Source organism: Pseudomonas sp. R19M, assembly GCF_050312585.1.
Classification (GTDB): Bacteria; Pseudomonadota; Gammaproteobacteria; order Pseudomonadales; family Pseudomonadaceae; genus Aquipseudomonas; species Aquipseudomonas palleroniana.
This window is the reverse complement of the sequence record NZ_JBNPJV010000067.1, coordinates 1-26669: the sequence shown is the minus strand read 5'-3', so window position 1 is coordinate 26669 and position 26669 is coordinate 1. Positions and strand designations below refer to the sequence as shown.

The window sequence follows — 26669 nt, the reverse complement described above, 5'->3', positions numbered from 1 at the left end:
GCGTTGACCTCTAGTGCCATATTCAACAGGCTTGAACCCAATCCTTGAATATAGCCAGGCGGCGATAATGAACATAAACATCCGCCCTTGGCAACCTTGAATACGGCGCGTCAGACGCCGGTTCTACGCCGTTATAAATTTATTTTTACTGCCTCCGACTCTTCTAAAAACAAGCGTGAGGAACCTCCATGTCCCAGCCCACCGACCGCCTTTGGGGCGCTCGTTTCAAGACCGGTCCGTCTGCAGCATTGGCCGCGTTGTCGCGTTGCCCTGAGCGCTATTTTCGCCTCACGCCCTATGACCTGGCCGGCTCCCGTGCGCATGCCCGTGAGTTGCAGCGCGCCGGTTTGCTGGATGAGTCGGAAACCTTGCGTACCCTGCAAGCCTTGGACGGCATCGGCGCAGATTTCGCCGCCGGCAACCTGCATCCGACCCTGGATGACGAGGACGTGCACACCTTCATCGAACGCGTACTGACCGAGCGCCTCGGCGCCCTGGGCGGCAAGCTGCGTGCCGGGCGCTCGCGTAACGATCAGACGGCCAATGATCTGCGCCTTTTCCTGCGCGACCATGTGCGCACCATCGCCACTCAAGTGCTGGCTTTGCAACAGGCGCTGGTGCAACAGGCCGAGCAGCATGTTGAGAGCATCTGCCCGGGCTTCACGCACTTGCAGCAGGCGCAACCGATTGTGTTCGCCCATCACTTGTTGGCCCACGCCCAGTCAATGCTGCGCGATGTGCAACGGTTGATCGATTGGGATGCGCGTACGGCGTTGTCGCCCCTCGGTGCAGCGGCCATGGCCGGTTCGGCGATTGCGCGTCAGCCGGAACAATCGGCCAAGGAAATGGGCTACACCGGGCCGTGCGAAAACTCTATCGACGCCGTAGCAAGCCGTGACCATGTGGCGGAGTTTCTGTTTGTGGCGGGCATGCTCGGGGTGAATATTTCGCGGCTGTCGGAGGAGTTTTGCCTGTGGTCTTCGCGCCAGTTCCGCTGGGTGGTCTTGGATGATGCCTACGCCACTGGCAGCTCGATCATGCCGCAGAAAAAGAACCCGGACATTGCCGAATTGGCGCGGGGCAAGGCCGGGCGATTGATTGGCAACCTGACCGGGTTGATGTCGACGCTCAAATCCTTGCCGCTGTCCTACAACCGCGATTTGAGTGAAGACAAACACAGTGTGCTCGACAGCGTCGACACCCTGCTGCTGGTGCTGCCGGCGCTGGCCGGTATGGTCGCGACCATGCAGGTGCAGGTGCAAGAGCTGCGGCGGCAGGCGCCGATGGGTTTCACCCTGGCGACGGAGGTGGCGGATTGGTTGGCCACGCGGGGTGTGCCGTTCAAGGAGGCGCATGAGATTACCGGCGCGTTGGTACAAGCCTGTGAGAAGCATGAGATTGAGTTGTGGGAAGCCTCGCCGGCGCTGCTGGCTGAGGTGGATGCGCGGTTGACGCCGCAGGTGCGCGACTGCCTGACACTGGAAGCGGCGATTGCGGCGCGCAATGGGTGGGGTGGGACGGCGCCGGAACGGGTTAAAGAGCAGATTGAGCGGTTGAAGGTATCGTTGGCCGCTCAACAAAAATGGGCTGACAGCTACACCGGATTTCGAATTTAACCCACACCTGTGACGATCGTTGACGATCGTTCCCATGCTCTGCGTGGGAATGCCGCCCCGGACGCTCTGCGTCCCGTTCATGCGCAAGGGTGACGCGGAGCGTCGCAGGATGCATTCCCACGCAGAGCGTGGGAACGATCAATCCTCGGTGTGTGGGCTAGCGCCTTCGCAGGCAAGCCAGCTCCCACATTTGGACCGAGTACAGCCGTTAGTGCGTTGTTAGTTTTGGAGTAGCACCATGAACCAAACCCCGGCAGAGCGCTTGGAAGCCGAGCGCAAGTTGTCCGAAAACCAGTTTGATATCACGCAGTACGAGCACGTGCCGCGTCGCTATTACGGGCGGATGTTTTTTGCCACCTTGATCGTGATCGTGTTGGTCGCGTTGTTGCGCGCCTTCGCCAATGGCCAGATCGAATGGTCCTACATCGGCCAGTTCCTCACGTCCGAGGCGATTCTGTGGGGCCTGGTGAATACCATCGTCATGTCGATCCTGGCGATGGCGCTGGGCGTAGTGATCGGGGTCATCACGGCGATCATGCGCATGTCGGCCAACCCGATCCTGCGCTACGTGGCCATCACTTACACCTGGCTGTTCCGGGGTACGCCGCTGATTCTGCAACTGCTGCTGTGGTTCAACCTGGCGTTGATTTTCCCGGTGATCGCGATACCCGGCCTGTTCAGCATCGACACCGTCGACCTGATGACGCCCTTTGTGGCCGCCCTGCTCGGCCTCAGCATCAACCAGGGGGCCTATACCGCCGAGGTGGTGCGTGCCGGTTTGCTGTCGGTCGACACGGGCCAGTACGAAGCGGCCAAGTCCATCGGCATGCCGAGCTTGCAGGCCCTGCGCAGGGTGATTCTGCCGCAGGCCATGCGCGTGATCATTCCGCCTGTAGGCAACGAGTTCATCAGCATGGTGAAAATGACCAGCCTGGCCAGCGTCATCCAATACTCGGAGCTGCTGCACAACGCGCAAAACATCTACTACGCCAACGCGCGGGTCATGGAGCTGCTGATGGTGGCCGGCATCTGGTACCTGGCGGTGGTGACTGTCCTTTCATTTGGTCAAAGCCGCCTCGAGCGTCGTTTTGCCCGCGGCGCCGGCAAGCGTTCGTAAGCCTGGTTGAGGAGATTTGCCCCATGAGAAGCATCGTCAAGGCCGTCAACCTGAACAAGTATTACGACCAGTATCACGCGCTGCGTGACATCAACATCGAGGTCGAGCAAGGCGAGGTCATGTGCATCATCGGCCCATCGGGCTCGGGTAAAAGTACCCTGCTGCGCTGCGTCAACCAGCTGGAAAAAATCGACAAGGGCGGCCTGTGGGTCGACGGCGAGCTAGTCGGTTACCGCGTGGTCGGCAACAAGCTGCATGAGATGAATGAAGCGCAGATCGCCCGCCAACGCCTGGCGACGGGCATGGTGTTCCAGCGCTTCAATTTGTTCCCGCATATGACCGTGTTACAGAACATCATCGAAGGCCCGTGCCAGGTCCTCAAGCGTTCGCCCAAGGAAGCCACCGAAGATGCGCTGGAGTTACTCGCGCGCGTGGGCCTGGCGGACAAACGCAATGCCTACCCGGTGGAGTTATCCGGCGGCCAACAACAGCGTGTGGCGATTGCTCGTGCGCTGGCGATGCGCCCCAAGCTGATGTTGTTTGATGAACCCACATCAGCCCTCGACCCGGAGTTGGTCGGTGAAGTGCTGTCGGTGATGCGCGACCTGGCGACCACCGGCATGACCATGATCGTGGTCACCCATGAGTTGGGCTTTGCCCGCGAAGTCTCCAACCGCATGGTGTTTATGGACGCCGGCCAGATTGTGGAAGCCGGCAGCCCCGAAGACATTCTAATAAGCCCACAAAACCCGCGTACCCAAAGCTTTATTTCTGCCGTTCGCACTTAACTAGAAAACTAACGAGAACGCCTCCATGAAAAAATTGTTTATCCCCACCTTGCTCGCGGGCCTGATGGCCTCCACTGCAGTTTTCGCGGCATTGCCGGCGGCAATCAAGGAGAAAGGCGAGATCAGCGCGGCCATCGTGCCGAACTACCCGCCAATGGATTTCAAGGACCCGGCCACCAACAAGATCACCGGCCTGGACTTTGACCTGGGCAACGCCCTGGGCGAACGCCTGGGCGTGAAGATCAAATGGCAGGAAACCGCCTTCGAGCAAATGCTCAGCGGCCTGACCACCAAACGCGTGGACATCGTGCTGTCGGGCATGAGCGATACCGCCGAACGCCAGAAGTCAGTGACCTTTATCGACTACTTCACCAGCGGCCCGCAGCTGTACACCCTGGCAAAGCGTGAAGACCTCAAGGAATTGACTGACCTGTGCGGTAAAAAAGTCGGCACCAGCCGCCGTACCACCTGGCCGTCGGAAATTGCCGCGTGGAGCAAGCAAAACTGCGAAGCGGCGGGTAAGCCGGCAATCGTGGTGATCGGCACCGAAGGCTCGGCGGATGCACGGGCGCAATTGCAGCAGAACCGCCTGGATGCGGCCATGCAGGGCAGCGAGACGATTCCTTATCTGATGTCGTTGGATAAAGGTAAATACAAGCCGGTGGGGCTGGCGATTTCCAAGCAGTTCACCGGGCTGGGCATCGAGAAGAGCAATACCGAGCTGATCAGCGCGATCAGTGCAGCGCTGCAGGGCATGATCGATGACGGGACCTACGGCAAGATCCTGAAGAAGTGGGACCTGGAGCAAGGTGCGGTAGAAAAAATCAGCATCAACGCCGGGCAGTAACTCGGCCTGACTGTGGGAGCGGCTTGCTCGCTCCCACAGGCGGTCTGTTTTCCCATTCGACCGGTGTTGTCTCAAAGCAATAACAAGGACGCTCGCCCCACCGTGCCCACCTACTCTTTGGTAATCCGTCGCCTGATGATTTGCTCGGTGACCATCGTGGTCAGCCGTGCCATGACCAGCCCGTTGCTGGCGCTGCTGTTGAGCACCCGGCTGGGCCTCAACCAGCAAGACATCGGCCTGCTGATGGGCATTGCCGTGTTTACCGCCACGTTGCTCGGCCTGTACGGCGGCTACATCATCGACCGCCTGGAAAAGCGCAAGCTGTTGATCCTGGCCATGCTGTCCAGCTCCATCGGTTTTCTGTTGCTGACCTTTGCCAGCAATCTCTACCTCACCACCTTGACCCTTGTAATCACCGAGGCGGCGTCGGCGCTGTTCCTGATCGGCTCCAAAGCCATCATCAGCGAGAACCTGCCGGTGGCGGAGCGCGCCAAGGTATTTTCGCTGCGCTACACCTTGACCAACGTTGGCTACGCCACGGGCCCGATGCTTGGTGTGGTGATTGCCGGTCACATGCAACTGGCGCCCTTTTTGATCGCCAGTGCCATTGCGTTTGGCAGCCTGTTCCTGATGATCGGCATCCCGCCGACGCAACAGGATGACAGCAACAAGCCCTTGAGTTTTCTCACGACCCTGCGCACGTTGCGCAGCGACCGCACGCTGATCCTGTTCACCGGCGGTAGCTTGTTGAGCACCATTGTCCACGGGCGCTATACATTGTATCTGTCGCAATTTCTGCTGGTGGCCTACAAGCCTGCCGACGCGTTGAAGATTCTGTCTGCGGTGCTGGCCTGCAACGCTATCACCGTGATTCTGATGCAGTACCAGATCGGCCGCTTTCTCAAACGCGAACAACTGCGCTACTGGATCGTGCTGGGCACCTTGCTGTTCATCCTCGGGCTGGTCGGTTTCAGCCTGGCAGACAGCCTGCTCACCTGGTGCCTGGCGATGTTTGTGTTCACCTTGGGCGAGATGATCATCTACCCGTCGGAATTTCTGTTTATCGATACCATCGCCCCGGATGCGCTGCGCGGCAGTTACTACGGCGCGCAAAACCTGGCAGCGTTCGGCGGGGCAATGAGCCCGGTCATATGTGGATATTTATTGATCAACGCCGCCCCTACCAGCATGTTCTATGCCCTCGGCGTACTGACTGCGGTCGGGGGCACCTTGTGCTTCTTGAGTGGGCGACGGGTAGCAGGTTCTTGCTGATATTTGCGCTGGATCCCGCTATTAATAGCGAAACATCTCACGGACCCGAGCCCCATGAAATTCGACACGGCCTACAGCCTGAGTCTCGATGACAAGCTGTCGATCTACGATGTACGAGACCTGAATTTCGACGAAACCGCTGACTTCGACTCCGACAAGGACCGCTTCCTGTGCCCCAACGATGAATGCCGTGGGGCATTCGACACGGGGAATGCGCTGAGTACCTTCAACGCCAAAAACGTCAATTATCAGCGCACACCGCACTTCAAGAACAAGACCAGCACCCGGCATATCGACGGCTGCCGCTATGCCAGCACCCACAAGCCGGCGACGGGTGAACACGACGACGAGCGAGAGGACAACTTCCCATCGGAGTTTGTACTGACGCGGCGTCAGTACGAACGCAAGAAACCGCTGGCGGGTACTGAGGGAAACCTTGCGCAAGACTCAACACAGCCATCGCCAACCCGGCCCGGTGCGCTCGTCGGCACCACCGATGCCGCACCGGAAAAAACCAGCGTCTTCGCCCACCCGGTGGAATGTTATGTGTCGAATATCGACGACAAGGACAAGCTCAAGCGCATGCCGTTGAAGATCGGCGATCACACGGCAACCTACTGGACGTTTTTCAAGAAAATCGAATACCTGCAAGACAACAAGGGCCTGATCTACTGGGGCAGGATCAAGGCGATCAAGGACTACACCAGCAGCTTTCGCATCGACTTCGAAAAGAAAGTGTGGCTCGACAAGAAGCCCTACTCGGTCAACGTCTACCTGAGCAAAAAACTCATCGAGAACTATCGCAAGCGCAAAGCGTTCCTGGAGCAGATCAAGGCAGCAGTGGACAGTGAGCAGGCGTTGTATTGCTTCTTCTACGGGGTGACGCCGACGCTCAAACAGGTGCCCAGCAAGAAGAACCCCGAACAGACGTTCGGGGTGTTCAGCGCGAATATTGAAAACCTGGATCACCTGATCATTCGGGAGGCGCCGGGGGTGGAATAGTGGGTTGTCCAGAATCCAGTTGATGAGCGGTCAAAACAACTGTACAAAAACACAGTATAGTTTGCCTTCCCCCGTCGAACCTGGAGAAACCCCATGTCCTCTCTGGCAATGAGCTCTTTCGTAGAACAGCAGATCGTCCTGCACCAATTCACCGCCAAACACAGCGTGCAGGCCCGCGCCATGCTGGGCTGGAGCCAGGAACAACTGGCCCGCCTGGCAGGTGTGACGGTGCAGGCGCTTCAACAGTTTGAAAGCCAGGGCGACGTGGGTGATGACACCCGCCTGGCATTGGCGTTTCGCCTGGAGGCCGAAGGGTTGGTGTTCTTCCCGGGGTTTGCGCCGGGTTGGGGGATGAGTGTGCGGGGCGGTACGCCTCAGCCAACGCTCCAGGTCGTTCATGAGACAGCAGAGTAAATTTTTTACCTGCACTGCCACTTATCCCTATTTAGGTATAATCTCTCATGAGCTCATGGAAGCCACTGCTGTGGGTGGGCGCCAGCAAAAAAGACCTTCAGTTGATGCCAGGTCCAGTTCAAGACATTTTCGGTTTTGCACTGCATCTTGCTCAAGAAGGTGGAAGACATTCACAAACAAAAGCATTGAAAGGATTTGGAGGTAACGCATTACTGGAGATCGTCGAGGATTTCGACGGCAACACTTATCGAGGGGTGTACACCGTTCGGTTTGGCTCCGCTGTTTATGTCCTCCATTGTTTTCAGAAAAAATCCACAAAAGGCATTGCAACCCCGCAGCACGACATACAACTGATCAAACAGCGACTCAAGGCGGCGCAGGATCATGCACAAGCATCACGAAACCATTGAGATCGAAGAAAGCAGCGGCAATGTCTATGAGGATATTGGTCAGCCCAACGCTGCCGAAATGCAGGTCAAGGCGCAGCTCGCAGCCAAAATCGGCGAGATCCTCAAGGCACGTAATCTCACTCAATCCCAGGCTTCAGTGATTCTCGGGTTGTCACAACCCAAAGTGTCGGAAATGCTTCGTGGAAAATTCCGAGGCATCAGTGAGGCCAAGATGTTGGAATGCTTGTCGCTGCTAGGGCGTGATGTGCAAATTGTCATCAGCACCGCTCCCGCGTCGCGTGTTCAGGGTCGAATTGAAGTGTTATTTGCTTGAACACTGATTTCACGCAACCTTTCAAGCAATTGCCCCACCAACGCCTCAACCGAATGGTGCCTGACATCCAGCCGGATCACCGGGCAGCTCAGGGCCTTCAACCAGGTCTCATGCCGACGCAGGCTGCGTAGGCTGTGGTTGCCGTCGTCGTAACGGGCGGCCAGGACGAGGAAGGCGAGGCTGTTGGCGTGGCGGTTGCCGCTCTCCAGCACTTCATCGCCGTAGCGTTGCATTTCTCGCAGGCGCAATCGATGCAGGCGGGTTTCGGTGTCCAGACGCAGAAACACCACGTGGGTGAACTGCGGGAGCATCGGATCGCCCCAACCGCACAGCGAACCTGACAGCACCCAGCTTTGCAGGCCCGCCGTCTGCTCTTGTAGCAGGCGGATGCGTTCATCCCGGGGCCGGGCAACGGTAAAAGGGTCGGGGGTTTGCTGCCAGTAGAAGAAATCCGAATCGAAGTAGGCAACCCCCAGGCGTTCGGCCATGGCCTTGCCCAGGGTCGTGGTGCCGGCACCCGCAGCGCCGAGGATGTGAATTCTGTAGGCCATGGTGTTCTTTCCTCGGCACTGAGTCTGACCGTCGATACGCCAAACCTTAAGTTGCAACTGCCCGGCGCATCATTGAGGCAAAAACCAGCACGCCTGCGAACGTGCGCGCCTGGCCCTGGGCCCTAGGCTGTCACACCACAGCCCGGCAGCACGCTACGAGTTGGCAAGTGCATGCGGGGTCGAAAGCTTCGGCTTGATGGCGGCCTCGGAACCCTGCTCATAGCCATACGCCACGGCCAGCAGTTGAGCTTCAGAACCGGCGGTGCCGAAAAAGTAGGCGCTGCCAGGCAGGCCGTCCTCGGTCGCGCCCGAGGGGACCGTGATTCCCGGGTAGCCAGCAGCTGCAACGCCAAAGTAGCTGTTGCTGTCGAAATCCGACACGATGGCATCCAGATTATGCTCTTTGATGGGCTCATCCACCGTACCGCGAAAATCCCGGAGAAGTTCATCCCAAGCTGCCTGGCGTTGTTCCGGTGTGAGGGTGGATGCGTCGATCTCTTTGAGAACAGGCTGGTGATCGGCCTGTGTCCCCTCACGCGCATCGTTGAATCTGATCAGCTCTTTGAGCGACTTGACCGGCAGCCCCTCTCGCTTGGCCAGATAGCCGTTCAATTCTTCCTTCACATCGCCGAGCAGCAGTTCGTCGTAGCGTGAAGCATCGGCCAGGCGCATGTTGATCGGAACCAGAATCGCACCTTGTTTGCGCAGTACTTCCAGTGTCTGGTTGAACTGTTCGCTGTTAACCACCGGCAGGGTTGTAGCGCCGTCGGAAAACGTCGTGGGGTAACCGATACGCTTGCCGAGCAAGGCGCCTGGCACCAGTTGTCGGGTGTAATCGACAGCCTGCGCTCCGGCAGGAGCTTGGGGGTCGTTGGTCATGGCGTTGAGCATCAGCGCGGCATCCAAAACCGAACGGGTCATCGGCCCCGGCGTGTCCTGCCGCCGGCTGGCAGGCATGATCCCCTCGCGATTCAACAAACCGACGCTGGGCTTGAGGCCAACCACACCATTGAGCGCCGCCGGCACGATGATCGAACCGTTGGTCTCGGTCCCCACTGCCAGGGGTGCCAGCCCAGCCGCGACCGCCGCAGCCGAGCCGGAGCTGGAGCCGCCCACGTCCGCATCCGCACCATGCGGGTTGCGAGTTTGGCCGCCGCGGCTGCTGTAGCCATCGGGGCCGCCACGAAACCCCGCCATTTCAGTCAGGTTGGTGGCGCCCAGAATCACCGCGCCCTGATCGATCAGGCGCTGAACGATGGTGGCATTCTTGCTGACGGGTGCCCCGACAAGCCCCCATGCCCCTGCACTGGCTTGCATGCCTTCGACTTCCACGGTGTCCTTGACCAGGATGGGAATGCCATGCAACGGCCCCCGCACCTTGCCGCTGGCGCGTTCGCGGTCCAGCTCGCGGGCCGCTTCCAGGGCCTTGGGGTTTAGCTCAATCACCGAGTTCAACGCAGGGTCCAGCGTGCGGATACGCGCTTGCAGGTAACCGACCAAATCTGCCGAGGTGAACGCTCCGGGCCTGCCCATTTGCTCGCCCAGTTGCTGAACCGTGGCGTACTCCGTTCCGGGCGGAACAGGGTTCGACGCCGTCTTGGACTTTTGCGCGGCTACAAACGGCGCAGCGTGACTGACAAACACATTCAGACCATGGCCAATTCCAAACATGAATCACCTCCAGGGAAGGGTAAGAAATAACAACGAATCAACGTTGATCCGTACGTCAGTCTAAAAACATCCCTCCTTCCCAGCAGCGAGACCCAGCCCGTTCACAGCGTGGGATTACTCAACACCAGCGGTAGTTTGCGCCCTGCCCGCCGCGAGGCAAGCGACCTTATTTTTGTAGCCCTGCACCAATGCCATCAGCGAATCCCGTGCCCGGCGCGAGCCGTAGAAGTACAGCGTGCCCCCACCTTCGAGCGGTGCCTCCAGGCGTGGATAGCCGCTCCCGCAAGCACCATGAAAGGCCGCGCTGCTGCCATCAGACACCAGGGCATCAAGACGATATGCCAACGTGAGGTCGTCGATTTCATTACGGGTATGCGCGCAAAACCTGGCCGTGTCATCCATGCGTTGTGCGGCCACCGGCACCAACTGCACAGCGGTCTGACGCAGGGTGTCCAGTGCACACAGGAAGGCGACACTGTGCTCAATCGGTTCGTGATCACTACTACGGACATAGCGGTCGGCAAAGCCTAAACGCCACCCCGCCAGTGATTGCGCGGTGGCGAACGAGCTGTTGTTCCGCACCAGCGGCACCGCCACCATCACCGGCGTCTCGGGCTCGACGCCACTCAAGGCGATCAGTGATAACGAAGGGTCACGCACGGGTTTGATGGAAGACCCCGGCACGCTGTATCCGGGGATGAGCACACCGATTGGCGCATGGGGGTGGGAGTCGGTATCGAAAGCAATACCGCGGGGGCTCGCACTGTCGGCAGGAGCGTTGGACGCTGTAGCGGGCGGTGCACAGGGTTCTGCGAACGCTGGCAACAATTGCCCAGGCCGGCAAGGCGAAGCCTGCGGCCAGATTTTCCTACACTTGTCTTCCATCAGAATTACCCCCGAAGCATGATGTTTCGGGGATCATCGCACCCTCTTCCTGCCGCTGTCGCAGCGCTGAAACACGCTGAAAAATCCTTTTTCGGTTACCTCGGTGTTCAGCTCACGAGCGGCTCTTGCGTGCCTTGGGTTTCCACGTCCAGCCACCATGCATGCCCACGCTCCGGCTGGTTCAGATTGAACATCTGTCCCATCGCCGGCGTGGTGATCGACACACTGCGCTCCCACGCCAGGGCCATGATGCGATCGAAGGGCTCGTGCCACGCATGGAATGCCAGGTCAAAGGTGCCATTGTGGATGGGCAGCAGCCAACGGCCCTTGAGGTCGATATGCGCTTGCAGGGTTTGCTCCGGCTGCATGTGCACGTGGGGCCAGTCGACGTTGTAGGCGCCGGTTTCCATCAGCGTCAGGTCGAACGGACCGTACTGCTCGCCGATACGTTTGAAACCGTCGAAATAGCCGGTATCGCCGCTGAAAAAGATCCGCCGCGGGCCATCGATCATCACCCAGGAACACCACAGCGTCTGGTTGGCATCGAACAGGCCGCGCCCGGAAAAATGTTGCGCAGGGGTGGCGACAAAACGTATGCCCTCCACCTCGGTGCCCTGCCACCAATCCAACTGACGCACTTTGCTGGTGTCGACGCCCCATTTGATCAGGATGTCCCCCACGCCCAATGGCGCGAGAAAGTATCGCGTCTTGTCGGCCAGTTGCACGACCGCCTTGCGGTCAAGGTGGTCGTAGTGATTGTGGGAAAGAATCACCGCCTCCAATGGCGGCAGCTCTTCGAGACTGATAGGTGGCTGGTGGAACCGCTTGGGGCCGGCCCAACTGAACGGTGAGGCGCGCTCGGCAAACACTGGGTCGGTTAGCCAGAACTTACCGCGCATTTTCAGCAGCACGGTGGAATGCCCCAGGCGGAACACGCTGTGGTCCGGGGCGGCCAACAATTGCTCGCGGGTCAGCGGTTGCACCGGGATCGCGCCTACCGGACGCGTGCTGCGCGGTTTGTTGAACAGCATGTTCCAGAAAATACGCAACGTCTTGCCAAAACCACCGTGCTGTACCGGGGCGTCGTTGCTGAAGTGTCCCTGGTCCTGCTCGGCAGGTTTGAGCGCTGCCGGCGCCGGGTCGAGTCGGGTTGAGAGGGTGGCCATTGCAGAGTGACTCCTGGGGGTCCGCGCATAAATTACACTGCGCGGCAAACTTACACTGCACAGTGTAGTTTCTACATTGCAACAAATCTCGGAGCAAGTAAACTACTCAGTGTAATTTTCCTTTCAGAGCCGAATGCCATCCATGACTGCGACTGCACCTCAACGCCTCACTGACCGCAAACGCGAAGCTATCGTAGCGGCGGCCATCGCCGAGTTCCGGGCAAATGGGTTCGAGGTCACCAGTATGGACAAGATCGCCGCCACCGCCGGTGTTTCCAAGCGCACGGTGTACAACCATTTCCCCAGCAAGGAAGAGTTGTTCGCAGAGATCCTCCACCAGCTCTGGGCCAGCACCGTCGCGCAACTGGATGTGATCTACACCAGCGACCGCCCGCTGCGCGAGCAATTGCGCGGGCTGCTGGAAGCGAAGATGAAGATGATGTCGGACACCAATTTTCTAGATCTGGCCCGCGTTGCCATCGCCGCCACCATCCATTCACCGGAACGTGCCCAAGACATGGTCAACCGTCTGAGCCAGCGTGAAGAAGGCTTTACCCAGTGGGTGCGAGCAGCGCGGGACGATGGCCGCCTGTCTTGCACCGACCCGGCCTTTGCCGCCCACCAGATCCAGAGCCTGCTCAAGGCCTTTGCCTTCTGGCCGCAGATCACCCTGGGCCAACCCACCCTCGACACCGCCGCCCAGGCCCATGTTATCGAGTCGGCAATCGACTTGTTCCTGGCGGGCTACGAAATACCTTCGGCCCACCTGCGCTGATACTTGCCCTGGAACGACACTTAAGGTCGCTTTTAATGTATTCGTACGCTTCTCGGCACAAATGGCCTGGAAGGACACTAATTATTCCCACACGAATCACTGACAATATTCACATCCCTAATCCGATCAGCGGTTTAAACCACTGACACTTGCTGCCGTATCTGCAAAAACAGAGCTGACCCAAGACCTATGGAAAACAAACGAGGCAAAGGGCTTTCATTTGCCAGGCGTATCTACAAGCCAAGGATTATCGGCCTGGGTATCGGCAGCATCAGCGTGATCGGAGCGTTGTCCCCCTTGTCGATGCCCGGCTGGGTGTGGGCCTTGCTGTTGTTCAACGGGTATGCCTGGGCACATGTGGCCTACCTGCTTTCTACCCGCTCGCCTTTCCCCTATCAGGCCGAGCAACGCAACATGCTCTATGACTCACTGTTTGGAGGCTTCTGGGCCGCGGCCATCCAATTCACACCACTGGCAACCGTGACCATTCTGTCGATGATGACCATGAACAACGTCGCGGCGGGCGGCAAGCGTTTGTTCCTGCGCGGGCTGGTGGCACAAGCGGGCGGAATCGGCATCGCGTGGTGGTGCTTTGGGATCACGTTCAATCCCAATGTCAGCCCCGTCCAGGTCTACACCTGCCTGCCGATGCTGACGCTCTACCCGATGGCCATCGGCATGGTCTGCTATCAACTGGCGATCAAACTGTCGGAGCACAAACGCACCCTCAGCGCCCTTAGCCGTATCGACAGCCTGACCGGCCTGCTCAACCACGGCTCGTGGAAAGACCTGCTGAACCTCAAGTTCCATAAGTGCCAGCAGCAACAAGGCCAGGCCACCATCGCATTGATCGATATCGACCACTTCAAGCAGATCAATGACACTCACGGCCATATCGTCGGCGATACCGTGCTGCGCCAACTGAGCCAACTATTGCGCCAGCACCTGCGGGAAAACGACTTCGCAGGGCGTTACGGCGGCGATGAATTCTGTGTGATTCTTCCGAAGATGCCCCTGCAGGAAGCGGTGCTCGTCATGGAGCGCATGCGTGAAACCTTCAGTAACTATCGCAACCCGCAGATCCCCGAGTTGCGCATCAGCCTGAGCATCGGCCTGGCGGACTTCCAACCGGTTTTCAGCGATGCCGTCATGTGGCTCAACGCCGCCGACCGTGCCCTCTATGTGGCCAAGAAAACCGGGCGCAACCGGGTCAAGGTCAGTGAATACGCGGTCGCCTGTTCCGCCTGAGTTGTCCTACAACTTCCCGTCTGAATCCTCTGTCGCAGCGCCAAAGCAATAGCATAATGCCGCCATTGGTCGGCTGCCCGATAATGGTCCTGCTCCAGGGGCGAACTTCTTGGCAAGCTGAACACTCTGAATCCGCTGTTCCACTCCCGCTGTCAGCACAAGGAAGCTGACAATGAGCACGTCAACCGTGAGGCCCCGCGCCCTACGGGGTCAGGCGCATATACATGGATGCCTTCTCCTACGCATGCTTGCCCGAGCCCCCCGACATGCTATTCAACGCCCATAAAAAAACCATCAGTACCCTGCAGCACACCAACGCCCAGCAAGCCAGCCTGCTGGACGCCATCGAGCGGTCCATGGCGGTGATCGAATTCGACCTGCAAGGTCGCGTGCTGCGGGCCAACGACAACTTCCTCAAGACCATGAACTACCGCGCCGAGCAGATCCTGGGCCAGCCCCATCGGATGTTTTGCACCCCGGCGTTCGCCCGCAGCGCCGAGTACAACCAGTTGTGGACGCACCTGCGTAATGGCCAATTCCAGTCCGGCACCTTTGAGCGAGTCGCCGGCGATGGGCAGTCGGTGTGGCTGGAGGCCAGCTATAACCCGGTACGCGATGAGTCCGGCAGCGTGATCAAAGTGGTGAAGTACGCCATGGACGTCACCCCGCGCCTGCAGGCCGAAAGCGAAGCCAATGCCAAGCTGCAAGCCATCGACCGTGCCATGGCGATGATCGAGTTCAACCTCGACGGCACCATCATTACCGCCAATGCGAACTTCCTGCAGCGCATGGGCTACACCCTGGCGCAGATCCAGGGCAAGCATCACCGCCTGTTCTGTAAACCGGAGTTGGCCAACAGCCCGGAATACAGTGCGTTCTGGAACCGTCTGAACCAGGGCGAACTGTTCAACGGCCAGTTCGAGCGCATCGATAAACACGGCCAGACCCTGTGGCTGGAGGCCAACTACAACCCGGTGTACGACGCCAGCGGACGCCTGTGCAAAGTGGTCAAGTTCGCCTCGGACGTGACCGCCCGGGTACTGCAACATGCCGCCGATGCGCAAAGCGCTGCACAGGCTTACCACCTGTCCCTGAACACACAGGACATGGCGGAAAAAGGCGCTGAAGTGATTCAGAAAACCGCCACGGGCATGCGTGAAATTGCCGTGGACATTGATGCCTCTTCGCAACTGATCGCCAAGCTCGGCGAGCGTTCGCAGCAGATCACCGCTATCGTCAATACTATTCGTGGCATTGCCGACCAGACCAACCTGCTGGCCCTCAACGCCGCCATTGAGGCCGCACGTGCAGGCGAGCAAGGCCGTGGTTTTGCCGTGGTGGCCGATGAAGTGCGGCAATTGGCAGCACGCACCAGCGGCTCGACGACGGAGATCTCCAACATGATTGCGATGATCCAGGAAGAAACCCGCCAAGCCATCGACAGCATGGGCACGACCCGTGACCGCGCCGCTCAGGGCGTGGAGCTAGCCAACCAGGCCGGCACGGTAATCCTGCAGATTCGCGAAGGCACCGGCGAGGCGGTGCAGGCGGTCAGTGCGTTTGCCAATGAGCGGGGCCACAGCTGACTCGTTCTTCATGTGCCTGGCCGGGGGCTCGGTTTATAGTGCTGACTGTGTTCACGCCAAGGATTCGCCCCCGCCATGACCCCAGACAAACCAGAAGCCGCGCCGGTCGACCACCTGCGCTTTCACCGAGGCCACGCTCACCTCGCGCCGACCTTCGGCAACGATACCTTTGCCCTCAAGGCGGAAGCCTTTGCACGCTTCTTTGGCACGCCGACCTTCCTCGGCGCGCAAACCGCAATCGTGGTGTTGTGGGTCGCGCTGAACATGAGCGGCGTCACGCACTTCGACGTGTACCCGTTTATCCTGCTCAACCTGGCCTTCAGCCTGCAGTCAGCCTACGCCGCACCGCTGATCCTGCTGGCCCAGACACGCCAGGCGGCGCGAGACAAAGCCCAGTCCGACGCCGATGCGCAACACCGCGAAGCCCTGGCCATCGCCAATACCGAGCGCCAGGCCCAGGCCGCGCAGACCACCAGGCAGCTGCTGGAACTACTGGAGCAAAACACCCGGCTGACGGAAATGACCAAGCAACTGACCGAGCGTATCGAAACCCTGACGTGCGAAATGCATGAGCAGTTTGTGCGAAAAACCTAACGCCGCGGCCAGCGTACATGCCGTCCCAGCTCATCGAACAACGCCACCACCGAGCGCAGCGCCCGACAATCCGGGCGCGTCAGCAGCCATAGCGCGGTGTCACGCCCCTCCAATGCAGGGCTCAGGGGTTGCAGGCCATCGCCCAATAGAAAGTCCGGCAGCGCTGCAACGCCCAATCCCGTGCGCACCAGTTCGGTCACCGACAACATACTGTTGCAGCGGTAGCTGGGGCGTACACCCGGCAAGTGCTCGCGGCGCCAGGTCACCGTGGGGTGATCCGGCAGAAAATCATCCGGTGCGATCCAGGCCAGGTCGGCCAACTCACGCCCCGCGTGCCGGCGCGCATACTCGGCGCTGGCACACACTTGATAGCGGACGGTGCCCAGGCAGCGCCCCACCAGATGCTCCGGCGGCGTCCTGGTCAGGCGTAGGGCGATATCCGCATCACGCCGACTGAGGTTGGCGAAATCATTGGAGGTGCTCAACTCCAGGGTCAGCGCCGGGTACTCGGGCATGAACTGCGCCAGGGCCGGCAACAGCAAGCCTTGCAACACCGAATCGGTACAGGTCAGGCGCACCGTGCCGCTGATCACTTCACCGCCCTGCTCCACACCGATACGCGCCGCCTCCAGGGCCTGCTCGGCACGTTCGGCCTGTTGCGCAAGATGGCTTGCCAGGCTGGTAGGCAAATAACCGCTGCGGCTTTTTTCAAACAACGTCTGGCCCAAGGCGGCTTCCAACCGGCGCACGGCGCGGAACACCGTGGACACATCCACCCGCAGCAATGTCGCCGCCCGCGCCAGAGTGCCACCGCGTACCAGCGCGAGAATCAGTGACAGGTCGGGATAGTCGATTGAATAGTGCGTCGCTGCATTGAGCATGTGGGCAAACGCCAATATTGATTGCGTGAACGCCAATCTATAGTGCGCCCCAGAACACCACAAGCCATAGGCCGTACCCGATGAAACCCAGCGCTTTGCACCTCGCCCTGATCGGCGACTACAACCCCGACGTGACTGCCCACCAGGCCATTCCGATCGCCTTGCAACAAGCGGCCGACGCCTTGAAACTCAAGATTGACGTGCAGTGGCTGGATACCGACACCCTCACACCACACACAGCCCTGCACCGCTTCGATGGCTTCTGGTGCGTGCCCGCCAGCCCCTATCGCGACGCCGACGGCGCACTGCGGGCGATTCGATTTGCCCGCGAGCAAAAGCGCCCTTTCCTCGGCACTTGCGGCGGTTTTCAACACGCCGTGCTGGAATATGCGCGCCATGTGCTGGGCTGGGCGGATGCCGAACATGGCGAACTGGCGCCCGATGCCAAGCGCGCCGTGATCGCCCCCCTGAGCTGCGCCCTGGTAGAGGCGACCGACAGCGTGCGCCTGACGCCTTACACCCGCATTGCCGAGGCCTACGGCGCCCTGGATATCGATGAAGGCTATCGCTGCCGCTATGGCATCAACCCCGAGTTCGCCAACGCGCTGCTTGAAGGCGACCTGATTGCCAGCGGCCATGACTCGGCAGGCGATCTGCGCGCCGTGGAGCTGCTGGACCATCCGTTTTTCGTCGCCACCCTGTTCCAGCCGGAGCGGGCAGCCCTCAAAGGCACCCCACCGCCACTGGCGACAGCGTTGCTGCAAGCTTGCCAAGGAGCGTCGCGATGATCGCCACTACCCCGTCCCCGCCCTACTACGCGGTTATTTTCAGCTCCCTGCGCACCGAGGGTGATCAGGGCTACGGCGAGGCCGCTGCACGCATGCTGGAACTGGCACGTGAACAACCTGGGTTCCTCGGCGTGGAATCGGCACGCGAAGACGGCCTGGGCATCACCGTGTCCTACTGGAGCAGCGAGGCGGCCATCCTGGCCTGGAAGCAGCAGGCAGAACATTGTGCGGTGCGCGAACAAGGCCGCGCCACCTGGTACTCGGCGTTTCAAACGCGGGTGTGCAAGGTGGAGCGGGCCTACGGTTTTGCGCGCAATTAACTGACCAGACTGCGCAAGGCACTGATCGGCGGGATTTCCACCCGGCGCATATACACACGCAACGGCTCGGTGATGTTGAGGCGGTCATCGATATTTTGATCCAACAGCAACTGAATGCGCTCGCGGGACAAGGTCATGGTGTGGTCGACCGCGGGCAACCAGACAAATTCGGCCGTCGGGATGATGCCGTCATCGGCCACGTCCATGCCAAAGGCATCTTCGCTGAAACGCACGATGTACTGGCCGCTTTTACGGTTAAGGCCGACAAAACCGTGGAGTTGGTCGGCGGCCTGGCAGATAAGCTCGGAGGTGATGCGCATGGTAAACCTCACTGAAAAGTCCCACTGGGACTGGAAAGATGGTTTACACGCGTGGCACAAAAATTCGGCCCTCTGACGGGGCAGCTTGGGGCAAGAGTACTGCAAGACTGCACAAAAAAACCCAAAAATCGGCCCGTGCGCACGTTAATGTCGGTTTGGTGATAGCGCCATTCGCAATCAATTGTTAAAAAGGACGCCTTCTCAAAGTTACCTCCACGAAAGGACTTCGCATATGCCTGTCACGTTTTCCAACGGCCCGGTGCCCACCACTATCGGCAGTGCCTTGATGCTCGCACTGATGCTCGGCCTTGGCCCCGCACAGGCAGCCGAACCGATCAGCCCGGCTGAATTGGCGACAAGCGAAGGCATTCCGTACCCGGCGGTCATCGCCCACCGTGGCGCTTCCTACGACGCTCCTGAGTCCACCGCCGCCGCCTACAAGGTGGCACGCGATTTGGGCGCCGACTACCTGGAAATGGACCTGCAGCGCAGCAAGGACGGTGTCCTGTTCGCCTTGCACGACAACAACCTGCAACGCACCACCGACGTAGCCAGCAAATTCCCGGAACGCAAAGATGCCCCGGCCAACGAATTCACCTGGGCCGAACTGCGCACCCTGGATGCCGGCAGCTGGTTCAACGCCGCCTACCCGGACCGCGCCCGTCCAGGGTTCGTGGGCCTGAAAATCCAGAGCCTGGATGACATCATCAAGATCGCCGAAGGCAACCCGCAGCACAAACCCGGCCTGTACATCGAGACCAAGGAGCCCAAGCAGTTCCCGGGCATCGAAGCCGACCTGAAAAACAAGCTGCTGGATAAAGGCTGGTTGAGCTCCGCCGGCTCCAAGCTGGGCAAGAGCAACACTGGCGTCGGCCAGGGTAAAGGCCGCGTGGTGTTGCAGACGTTTGAAAAAGACAGCTTGAAAGAGCTGCAAAAAGAAATGCCCAACACTCCGAAAATCTTGCTGCTGTGGGTCGGTGCCGGCAGCATCGAGCCAAAATCCACGCAGACATTCGCCGAGTCCGGCGAGCCGACCAAGGCCGCCTACTACGCCAAGCAAGAGCCGAAGGACGCCGCCGAGTTCGAAAAATGGGTCGACGACGCCAAGAGCCTCGGCGCCATCGGCACCGGCCCTTCGGCCGAGCTGACCCACCATGGCGACCAGAGCTACACCGACCTGGTCAAGCCTGAAATGAACAAGCTGACCCACGACAAGGGCCTGCTGGTGCATGTCTACACCGTGGACGAACCGGTGGACTTCAAGAAAGTCATGGACGCCGGGGTTGATGGCATTTTCACCAACCGCGCCGCTGAACTGTTGAAGTTCTACAATCGCTTCCCGTCGTCGAACGTGAAGCAGTTGCTGGCCGATCACGGTTATTAAAAAATCAGGGGCATGGCGGATTGAACGAACGGCGTAACGGCTTGAACTAATTAAGGGTGAATTAAGTTGCACTGGATAACCTGAGCCCACTTAAACAGCTCACCCGAAAAAGGAAACACACGATGAAAAGTCTGACCGCCCTGTTCGCCGCCGCCGCCCTGACCCTGACTGCCGGCCTGGCCCAAGCTGATGTGCGCCCGGACCAGATTCCCAGTTTGCTCAAATCCGGCCAGGTAATGGACTTCCAGAAGCTCAACGCCGCTGCCCTGGCCAAACACCCTGGCGCGACCATCACCGATACCGAGCTGGACCACAAAAACGGTGTGCTGGTGTATGAGGTGGACATCACCGATACCACCGGCAAGAAGTTTGAAGTCAGGCTCGATGCCAAGACCGGCACCGTGCTGGAAGACAAGCAAGACACTTGAGTCGAGCTAATAAAAACCGCGTCACCTACGGGTGACGCGGTTTTTTTATGGGCGTTTGAACACCTGAAGCACAGCCTGTTTGCTACCCTCGGATGAAATGACACCTACGGCGCGCAAGGTCGTAGAATCTCACTGTCTGGCCAGGGCATAACGCCTGACGCCCACAAGGTCGAGGCTGCCGCATGGAGCAAAGGATCGCCGACGTCGCCATGATTGGCCGAATCAGGGCCGTGCCCGCGATGCTCAAGGTCATCTGCGATATGGCCGGCCTGCGCTTTGCCGCCGTATCCCGGGTGACCGACGATAACTGGACCGCATGCGCCGTGCTCGATCAACTGAACTACGGCATCGGCGTGGGCGGCGAGTTGGACCTGACCACCACGATCTGCTACGACATTCACCGTTCACATGATTGCGTCGTGATCGACAAGGCCAGCGAAGATCCGATCTACCGCAACCACCACACCCCACGTATCTACGTGTTTGAAAGCTATATTGCCGTGCCGGTATTCCGTACCGACGGCAGTTTCTTCGGCACGATCTGCGCACTCGACCCCAAGCCCGCGTCCCTGCGTGACAGCCCCCTCCAATCGATCATGGAGGGCTTTGCCCGGGTGCTCTCGTTGCAAATCGAAGCCGAAGAAAACCGGCCACGAACTGAAACCGACTCGCAGGAAGAACGCGGCACCGCCGAGCTGCGCGAGCAACTCATCGGCGCACTGGGGCACGACCTGCGCAATCCGCTGTTTGCCGTCAACTTCGGTGCCGAGCGGCTGCTGGACAAACACCCCAACCCGACGACCGACTCACTGGTGCGCCATATCCTCGCCAACGCGCAACGTGCGTCACAGCGGGTCGAAGATGTATTGGACTTCACCCGTAGCCGAATGGGCAGTGGCATTGCCCTGCGCCTCACCGACTGCGTGGACTTGCAGGAGGCTCTAGGCCAGGTGGTGGCCGAGATGCAAAGCGCGCACCCGCAGCGGCTGATTCACGCCGACATCGGCGAACTGCGCGGCGTGTATGGCGACCGCGAGCGCCTGGCGCAACTGCTCTGCAACCTGCTCGTCAACGCCCTCCATCACGGCAACCGGACCAGCCCGGTGTACGTCACAGCGAAGATCGAGCACGATCATTTGATAGTGGCGGTGAAAAACGCCGGTCAGATCAGTGAGCAAGCATTGCCGCGCCTGTTCCAGCCTTTCTCACGCCCGCTTCCCGGTACGTCCCAGACCGGCCTGGGCCTGGGGTTGTATATCGTCCAGCAGATTGCCGACGCCCATGGCGGTGAGCTGAACGTGACCACCCATGCACAGCACGGCACCCAATTCAGCTTCCACTTGCCCCTGCCCTGATCACGCGCCCAGGCGCGCCGTCACTTCATTCAATTGCGCAGACAAGCTGCGCAGGTTTTGGCTGGCCGCTTCAGTGCGCTGCACGTTGTCCATGTTTGCCGTGGCAACCGTGGTGATCTGGGTGATGTTGCATGAGATATCTTCGGCCACCGACGTCTGTTCTTCCGCCGCCGTGGCGATCTGACGATTCATGTCACGGATCGCTTCCACAGCCTGGGTGATATGAGTGAGCATCTCCCCGGCCTGGGTGACTTTCAACACGCTGTCGTCACTGCAGGACTGGCCGCTGACAATCGCCTCGGCCGCATCCACCGCACCGGTTTGCACCGCCTCGATGATCTGGTTGATCTCGATGATCGACGCCGCCGTGCGTTGTGCCAGGCTGCGGACTTCATCGGCCACCACCGCAAAGCCACGCCCGGCTTCACCCGCCCGCGCCGCTTCAATGGCTGCGTTGAGCGCCAGCAGGTTGGTTTGTTCGGCAATGCCGCGGATCACTTCCAGGACCTTGCCGATACGCACACTGTCGGTTTCCAGGCGGCGGATGATGGTGCCGGTATTGAGGATTTCAGTGCGCATCTGGCCGATGGTGGCAATGGTCACTTGCATCACTTCACCGCCTTCACGGGCCGACTGGTCAGCCTCATCCGCCGCACGCGAAGCGCTGGCGGCGTGGCGTGCAACTTCCTGGGCGGTGGCGGACATCTCAGTCATGGCCGTGGCCACCTGGTCGGTGCGGTTGAATTGTTCATGAGTGCCGGTTGCCATTTGCCCGGCAATCGAATTCAACTCACCGCTGGCACTGACCAGATCGGTGGCGCTGCGCTGCAGGCGGCTGAAAGTTTCGGCCAGAAAGTCGCGCAGGGTGTTGGCCGCCGCAGCCAAATGGCCCAATTCATCCTGACGGCGACTGGCGACGCGTTCGGCAAAGCGCCCATGGCTGAGTTGGGTGACGTAGTCGATCAAGCCACGAATCGGCAGAATCAAATTGCGGTTGATCAAGAACAGGCTGAACACACCGATGAGCACGCCCGACAGCAGCATGATCGCCAGGCCCAGCATCACCGTGCGCTCGGCATGGGCGCTGATGCTCAAGGATTGTTTCTGGCCTTGCTCACGCAGGTCGCTGACCAGCGCGCTCATTTGCTCACTGGCGGCGCGATCCACACCTTTGACAGCGTTGTCGCCGGCGGTCGGGTCGGCGCCCGCGGCCACATAGGCGTCACGCCCTTTTTCGTAAGCCAGACCCAATTGCTGATGTTCCTGACGCAGGGTCTCGATCCGTTTGCTCAAGGCCGGGTCGTCCCGGGTCTGAGCCACCAGCCGCGTGAGGATGCCTTGCACATCACGTTGGCGGTCCTGGAACTGGCCCCAATATTTGTTCATGTCCTGAGGCTGCTTGCCGCGCAACAACACGTTTTTCCATTCTTGCACCTGCACCTTGAATTGCAGGTTGGCTTCATCGATCAGCTGTGAGGTGAGCAAGGGCCCCTCGATCAAACTGCGATAACTCTGCACCCCATTGGAGAGGAAATTGAAACAGGCCAGGGCGATCAACAACATCGCCAACAAGCTGCCACCGAGCAGCGACAGGATTTGTGCTCTCAAGGAGGTTCGCAAAACATTCATCGGGGTAACGCCTCGATACAAGGGAAATGGCGCATGCACGCCGCAACGTCCCTGTCATCAAAGGCACCGCTGCTGCACAGGGTACTCATACGCTGGATCGGCTGTTCCAGACGCATATTGAGCCTAGCGGAGCAGTGGTCAAAAAATTGTCTTCACGTACAGCCCGAACCTTGAAACGGTCACAAAATTGTCAAATATCCTTGCAATGATTCGCCCACGCGAACCTGTGAAACGTCCTACAGGCGCTTTCTCTGCGAGCCTCCATGAACCACAGCATCGACCACGGCCATCAGGATTCCGATCTGTTTGGCCTGCTTTACGGTTTTCGTTTTCGACCCGGCGAAAAAGGCGAGCAGATCGATTCGGCCACCGCGCTCAAGGCCTTGCAGGAACCGTCCGATCCAGACGAGTTCCTGTGGTTGCACTTGAACCTTGCCCACGCGGCCTGCCAGCGTTGGATGCAGGCGCATCTGGCATTGCCCGAGGAGTTTTTCGAGGCGCTGCACGAAGGCTCGCGCTCCACGCGTATCGAGCACGTCGACTCGGCGTTGCTGGCGGTGGTCAACGACGTGGTGTTCAACTTCAGCAGCATGGTTTCATCGGATATTTCCACGCTGTGGGTCTGCGCCCGTAGCCGTTTGCTGGTGAGCGCACGCCTGCAACCTTTGCACTCGGTGGACAAACTGCGCTCGTCGGTCAAGGCCGGTGAACACTTCCGCTCCCCTCTGGAGTTGCTCGTGCATTTATTGCGCGATCAAGGCGAAGTGCTGACACAGATCGTGCGCAAGACCAGCCTCAGCGTCGACCAGATCGAAGACCAGTTGCTGTCCTCGCGCTTGTCCACCAACCGCGCCGAACTGGGGGCCGCGCGCCGCGTGCTGGTGCGCCTGCAACGCCTGCTGGCCTTGGAGCCGGGCTCGCTGCTGCGCCTGCTCAATCGCCCGCCGCAATGGCTGCAAAAGGAAGACGTGAAGGAGTTGCGTAAATCCACCGAGGAGTTCGCGCTGATCATCAACGACCTCACGGCCCTGGGTGAACGCATCAAGCTGTTGCAGGAAGAGATCGCGGCCAACCTCAACGAACAAAGCAACCGCACGCTGTTTACCCTCACTGTGGTGACGGTACTGGCGCTGCCGATCAACATCATTGCCGGCTTTTTTGGCATGAACGTGGGCGGCGTGCCGCTCTCCACCGACCCGGAGGGGTTCTGGATCCTGGTGGCACTGGTGGCGACGTTTACCCTGATTGCCGGGCGCTGGGCGTTCAGAAAACGCAAAGACTATTGAGTGTGGGAGGAAGCAAGCCCTAATACCAGTCAGTTAAGCGATAGAGCGGAAGACGGATAACATGTGGCGAGGGAGCTTGCTCCCGCTGGACTGCGTAGCAGGCCCATTTTTGGGGCCGCTTCGCGGCCCATCGGGAGCAAGCCCCCTCCCACAATGACCGCGTCAAGCCTTAACTGACTGGCATTAGGGCTTGCTCCCTCCCACAGGATCAGGCGGTGTTTTGGGATCAGCGGTACGCTCAATGGCCGAAACACTGATTTGCGGCAGCATCTCTGTAACATTCAGCAATGATCATGAACGGCATCCTCCTCACACTGGATGCTCCGGCATGGCCACCCCTTCCCTGACTGCCTCCACCACCGCGTCACGCACAGACCCCAAACCCAGGCTGGACAAGAAACCTGGCCTGGTCACGGTGATCATTTTCTTCGCGGTACTGGCCATGGGCCTGTTGTTCACCGCCTACAGCCTGATGCACGACATGCATGAACTGGGCACGGTGGTCACCACCTGGACGCCCTTCCTGCTGCTGGGTGTGGCGTTGTTGATCGCCCTGGGCTTCGAGTTCGTCAACGGCTTTCACGACACCGCCAACGCCGTCGCCACGGTGATCTACACCAATTCACTGCCGCCGCATTTTGCGGTGGTCTGGTCGGGCTTCTTCAACTTCCTCGGCGTGCTGCTCTCCAGCGGTGCGGTGGCGTTCGGCATCATTGCGTTATTGCCGGTCGAGTTGATTTTGCAGGTCGGTTCGTCGGCCGGCTTCGCGATGATCTTCGCCCTGCTGATCGCGGCGATCCTGTGGAACCTCGGCACCTGGTGGCTGGGGTTGCCGGCGTCGTCCTCCCATACCTTGATCGGTTCGATCATCGGCGTCGGCGTGGCCAATGCCCTGATGCACGGGCGTGACGGCACCAGCGGCGTGGATTGGAGCCAGGCGATCAAGATAGGTTACGCATTATTGTTGTCGCCGCTGATCGGCTTCGCTTTTGCCGCGATGCTGCTCCTGGCCCTGCGCGCCTTTGTGAAAAACCGCTCGCTGTACAAGGCACCGAAGGGCGACACCCCACCGCCTTGGTGGATTCGCGGCATGCTGATCGCCACCTGCACCGGGGTGTCCTTCGCCCACGGTTCCAACGACGGCCAGAAGGGTATGGGCTTGATCATGCTGATCCTGGTGGGCACGCTGCCGATGGCCTACGCGCTGAACCGCACCATGCCCGCCGAACAATCGCTGCAATTCGCGGCGGTGGCCGAGGTGACCCAGGCGGCACTGGTGAAAAGTGCGCCGCAGATCTTGCCGGGTGATCCACGCCCGATCCTTTCGACCTACGTACGCACCAAGGAAGCCACGCCGGAGCTGGTACCCGCGCTCGCCGCCCTCGCCGGCCAGATCGGCGACGAAGTCAAAGGCTACGGCTCCCTGGCCAAAGTGCCTGCCGAAGCCGTCGGCAACGTACGTAACGACATGTACCTGACCAGCGAAACCATTCGCTTGATGGACAAAGGCAAGGTCGGCAATTTCGACGCCGATACCCAGAACAAACTGAAGTTGTTCAAAGAGCAGATCGACAACTCCACGCGCTTTATTCCACTGTGGGTGAAGATCGCCGTGGCCATCGCCCTGGGGCTGGGCACCATGGTCGGTTGGAAGCGCATTGTGGTGACGGTGGGCGAGAAGATCGGCAAGACCCACCTGACGTACGCCCAAGGCGCCTCGGCCGAAATGGTCGCGATGCTGACCATCGGCGCGGCGGATATGTACGGTTTGCCGGTGTCGACCACCCATGTGCTGTCCTCCGGTGTGGCCGGGACCATGGTGGCCAATGGCGGTGGGTTGCAGATGCGCACTATCCGTAATCTGGTGATGGCGTGGGTGCTGACGTTGCCGGCGGCAATCCTGCTGTCGGGCAGCCTCTACTGGCTGTTCACCCAACTGTTCTGACACAACACAGGGCAAAAAATGTGGGAGGGGGCTTGCTCCCGATAGCGGTGGTGCAGTCAGCAAATCATTGACTGACCC

The 26669-nt window shown here is 59.8% G+C and carries 27 protein-coding genes and 1 pseudogene; 21 read left to right on the top strand and 7 right to left on the bottom strand.

Annotated features, from left to right (window positions below; all coding sequences use genetic code 11):
- Positions 1-188 precede the first annotated feature (188 nt).
- From argH to ACQRBT_RS14235, 9 genes are all read left to right on the top strand, one after another.
- Positions 189-1616 (top strand): argininosuccinate lyase, encoded by a 1428-nt coding sequence (argH, locus tag ACQRBT_RS14275; protein WP_090369040.1) that lies wholly within the window; start codon positions 189-191, stop codon positions 1614-1616.
- Positions 1617-1854: 238 nt separating this feature from the next.
- Positions 1855-2733: an amino acid ABC transporter permease gene (locus ACQRBT_RS14270; RefSeq protein ID WP_060757244.1), complete on the top strand. Its 879-nt coding sequence runs from the start codon at positions 1855-1857 to the stop codon at positions 2731-2733.
- A gap of 23 nt (positions 2734-2756) precedes the next feature.
- Entirely contained in the window at positions 2757-3521 is a 765-nt protein-coding gene (locus ACQRBT_RS14265) for an amino acid ABC transporter ATP-binding protein (protein WP_060757243.1), read from the top strand.
- A 25-nt stretch (positions 3522-3546) separates the two neighbouring features.
- On the top strand, positions 3547-4368 hold the full coding sequence (locus ACQRBT_RS14260) for an ABC transporter substrate-binding protein (protein WP_412047373.1): 822 nt from the start codon (positions 3547-3549) through the stop codon (positions 4366-4368).
- A gap of 102 nt (positions 4369-4470) precedes the next feature.
- Positions 4471-5640 carry an MFS transporter gene (locus tag ACQRBT_RS14255; RefSeq protein WP_412047374.1) on the top strand — a complete coding sequence of 390 codons (1170 nt, stop codon included), beginning with the start codon at positions 4471-4473 and terminating at the stop codon, positions 5638-5640.
- A gap of 54 nt (positions 5641-5694) precedes the next feature.
- Positions 5695-6642, top strand: coding sequence for a hypothetical protein (locus ACQRBT_RS14250; protein WP_412047375.1), 948 nt, complete (start codon positions 5695-5697; stop codon positions 6640-6642).
- Between the two features lie 93 nt (positions 6643-6735).
- Positions 6736-7056 carry a helix-turn-helix transcriptional regulator gene (locus ACQRBT_RS14245; protein ID WP_161549314.1) on the top strand — a complete coding sequence of 107 codons (321 nt, stop codon included), beginning with the start codon at positions 6736-6738 and terminating at the stop codon, positions 7054-7056.
- 47 nt (positions 7057-7103) lie between these two features.
- Positions 7104-7466: a type II toxin-antitoxin system RelE/ParE family toxin gene (locus ACQRBT_RS14240; RefSeq protein ID WP_412047376.1), complete on the top strand. Its 363-nt coding sequence runs from the start codon at positions 7104-7106 to the stop codon at positions 7464-7466.
- Positions 7441-7779: a helix-turn-helix domain-containing protein gene (locus ACQRBT_RS14235; RefSeq protein ID WP_412047377.1), complete on the top strand. Its 339-nt coding sequence runs from the start codon at positions 7441-7443 to the stop codon at positions 7777-7779. The genes ACQRBT_RS14240 and ACQRBT_RS14235 overlap by 26 nt, the downstream gene beginning before the upstream one ends.
- On the opposite strand, the gene ACQRBT_RS14230 is transcribed toward ACQRBT_RS14235, so the two are convergent.
- The 4 genes from ACQRBT_RS14230 to ACQRBT_RS14215 all read right to left on the bottom strand — a co-directional run bounded on the left by ACQRBT_RS14230 (position 7749) and on the right by ACQRBT_RS14215 (position 12052).
- Positions 7749-8330 (bottom strand): AAA family ATPase, encoded by a 582-nt coding sequence (locus ACQRBT_RS14230; protein WP_412047378.1) that lies wholly within the window; start codon positions 8328-8330, stop codon positions 7749-7751. The two genes, ACQRBT_RS14235 and ACQRBT_RS14230, sit on opposite strands and share 31 nt — an antisense overlap.
- A 153-nt stretch (positions 8331-8483) precedes the next feature.
- On the bottom strand, positions 8484-10001 hold the full coding sequence (locus tag ACQRBT_RS14225) for an amidase family protein (RefSeq protein WP_412047379.1): 1518 nt from the start codon (positions 9999-10001) through the stop codon (positions 8484-8486).
- Positions 10002-10115: 114 nt separating this feature from the next.
- Entirely contained in the window at positions 10116-10685 is a 570-nt protein-coding gene (locus tag ACQRBT_RS14220; protein WP_412047380.1) for a hypothetical protein, read from the bottom strand.
- Between the two features lie 308 nt (positions 10686-10993).
- Positions 10994-12052, bottom strand: coding sequence for an MBL fold metallo-hydrolase (locus ACQRBT_RS14215; protein ID WP_060757233.1), 1059 nt, complete (start codon positions 12050-12052; stop codon positions 10994-10996).
- 142 nt (positions 12053-12194) lie between these two features.
- Here ACQRBT_RS14215 and ACQRBT_RS14210 point away from each other — a divergent pair, with 142 nt between their 5' ends.
- The 5 genes and pseudogenes from ACQRBT_RS14210 to ACQRBT_RS14190 all read left to right on the top strand — a co-directional run bounded on the left by ACQRBT_RS14210 (position 12195) and on the right by ACQRBT_RS14190 (position 16255).
- Positions 12195-12827, top strand: coding sequence for a TetR/AcrR family transcriptional regulator (locus ACQRBT_RS14210; RefSeq protein ID WP_060757232.1), 633 nt, complete (start codon positions 12195-12197; stop codon positions 12825-12827).
- Positions 12828-13016: 189 nt separating this feature from the next.
- Positions 13017-14075 carry a diguanylate cyclase gene (locus tag ACQRBT_RS14205; protein WP_060757231.1) on the top strand — a complete coding sequence of 353 codons (1059 nt, stop codon included), beginning with the start codon at positions 13017-13019 and terminating at the stop codon, positions 14073-14075.
- A 224-nt stretch (positions 14076-14299) separates the two neighbouring features.
- A pseudogene (locus tag ACQRBT_RS14200) lies at positions 14300-15103 on the top strand (PAS domain-containing protein); the annotation flags it as partial.
- Between the two features lie 78 nt (positions 15104-15181).
- Positions 15182-15661, top strand: coding sequence for a methyl-accepting chemotaxis protein (locus ACQRBT_RS14195; protein ID WP_425226340.1), 480 nt, complete (start codon positions 15182-15184; stop codon positions 15659-15661).
- Between the two features lie 75 nt (positions 15662-15736).
- Complete coding sequence (locus ACQRBT_RS14190; protein WP_060757230.1) at positions 15737-16255, top strand: DUF1003 domain-containing protein; 519 nt, start codon at positions 15737-15739, stop codon at positions 16253-16255.
- On the opposite strand, the gene ACQRBT_RS14185 is transcribed toward ACQRBT_RS14190, so the two are convergent.
- Entirely contained in the window at positions 16252-17136 is an 885-nt protein-coding gene (locus tag ACQRBT_RS14185) for a LysR family transcriptional regulator (RefSeq protein WP_104994620.1), read from the bottom strand. The two genes, ACQRBT_RS14190 and ACQRBT_RS14185, sit on opposite strands and share 4 nt — an antisense overlap.
- A gap of 80 nt (positions 17137-17216) precedes the next feature.
- On the opposite strand from ACQRBT_RS14185, the gene ACQRBT_RS14180 reads away from it, so the two are divergent.
- Together ACQRBT_RS14180 and ACQRBT_RS14175 are read left to right on the top strand one after the other, a co-directional pair.
- The gene (locus ACQRBT_RS14180; RefSeq protein WP_412047381.1) at positions 17217-17924 is read left to right on the top strand and encodes a CTP synthase C-terminal region-related (seleno)protein; all 708 of its coding nucleotides are present in this window, start codon (positions 17217-17219) and stop codon (positions 17922-17924) included.
- On the top strand, positions 17921-18244 hold the full coding sequence (locus tag ACQRBT_RS14175) for an antibiotic biosynthesis monooxygenase family protein (protein ID WP_244700278.1): 324 nt from the start codon (positions 17921-17923) through the stop codon (positions 18242-18244). The genes ACQRBT_RS14180 and ACQRBT_RS14175 overlap by 4 nt, the downstream gene beginning before the upstream one ends.
- Here the strand turns inward: ACQRBT_RS14175 and ACQRBT_RS14170 are convergent.
- Positions 18241-18564, bottom strand: coding sequence for a DUF2025 family protein (locus tag ACQRBT_RS14170; RefSeq protein WP_060757226.1), 324 nt, complete (start codon positions 18562-18564; stop codon positions 18241-18243). The two genes, ACQRBT_RS14175 and ACQRBT_RS14170, sit on opposite strands and share 4 nt — an antisense overlap.
- Positions 18565-18796: 232 nt before the next feature.
- On the opposite strand from ACQRBT_RS14170, the gene ACQRBT_RS14165 reads away from it, so the two are divergent.
- From ACQRBT_RS14165 to ACQRBT_RS14155, 3 genes are all read left to right on the top strand, one after another.
- On the top strand, positions 18797-19948 hold the full coding sequence (locus ACQRBT_RS14165; protein ID WP_090369019.1) for a glycerophosphodiester phosphodiesterase: 1152 nt from the start codon (positions 18797-18799) through the stop codon (positions 19946-19948).
- A gap of 122 nt (positions 19949-20070) precedes the next feature.
- Positions 20071-20376, top strand: a complete 306-nt coding sequence (locus ACQRBT_RS14160; RefSeq protein ID WP_412047382.1) for a PepSY domain-containing protein — start codon at positions 20071-20073, stop codon at positions 20374-20376.
- 182 nt (positions 20377-20558) lie between these two features.
- Positions 20559-21731, top strand: coding sequence for a sensor histidine kinase (locus ACQRBT_RS14155; protein ID WP_412047383.1), 1173 nt, complete (start codon positions 20559-20561; stop codon positions 21729-21731).
- On the opposite strand, the gene ACQRBT_RS14150 is transcribed toward ACQRBT_RS14155, so the two are convergent.
- The gene (locus ACQRBT_RS14150) at positions 21732-22340 is read right to left on the bottom strand and encodes a methyl-accepting chemotaxis protein (protein ID WP_413037845.1); all 609 of its coding nucleotides are present in this window, start codon (positions 22338-22340) and stop codon (positions 21732-21734) included.
- A 1283-nt stretch (positions 22341-23623) separates the two neighbouring features.
- Here ACQRBT_RS14150 and ACQRBT_RS14145 point away from each other — a divergent pair.
- Complete coding sequence (locus ACQRBT_RS14145; RefSeq protein WP_060757222.1) at positions 23624-24646, top strand: transporter; 1023 nt, start codon at positions 23624-23626, stop codon at positions 24644-24646.
- A gap of 328 nt (positions 24647-24974) precedes the next feature.
- Positions 24975-26591 (top strand): inorganic phosphate transporter, encoded by a 1617-nt coding sequence (locus ACQRBT_RS14140; protein WP_412047385.1) that lies wholly within the window; start codon positions 24975-24977, stop codon positions 26589-26591.
- Positions 26592-26669 lie beyond the last annotated feature (78 nt).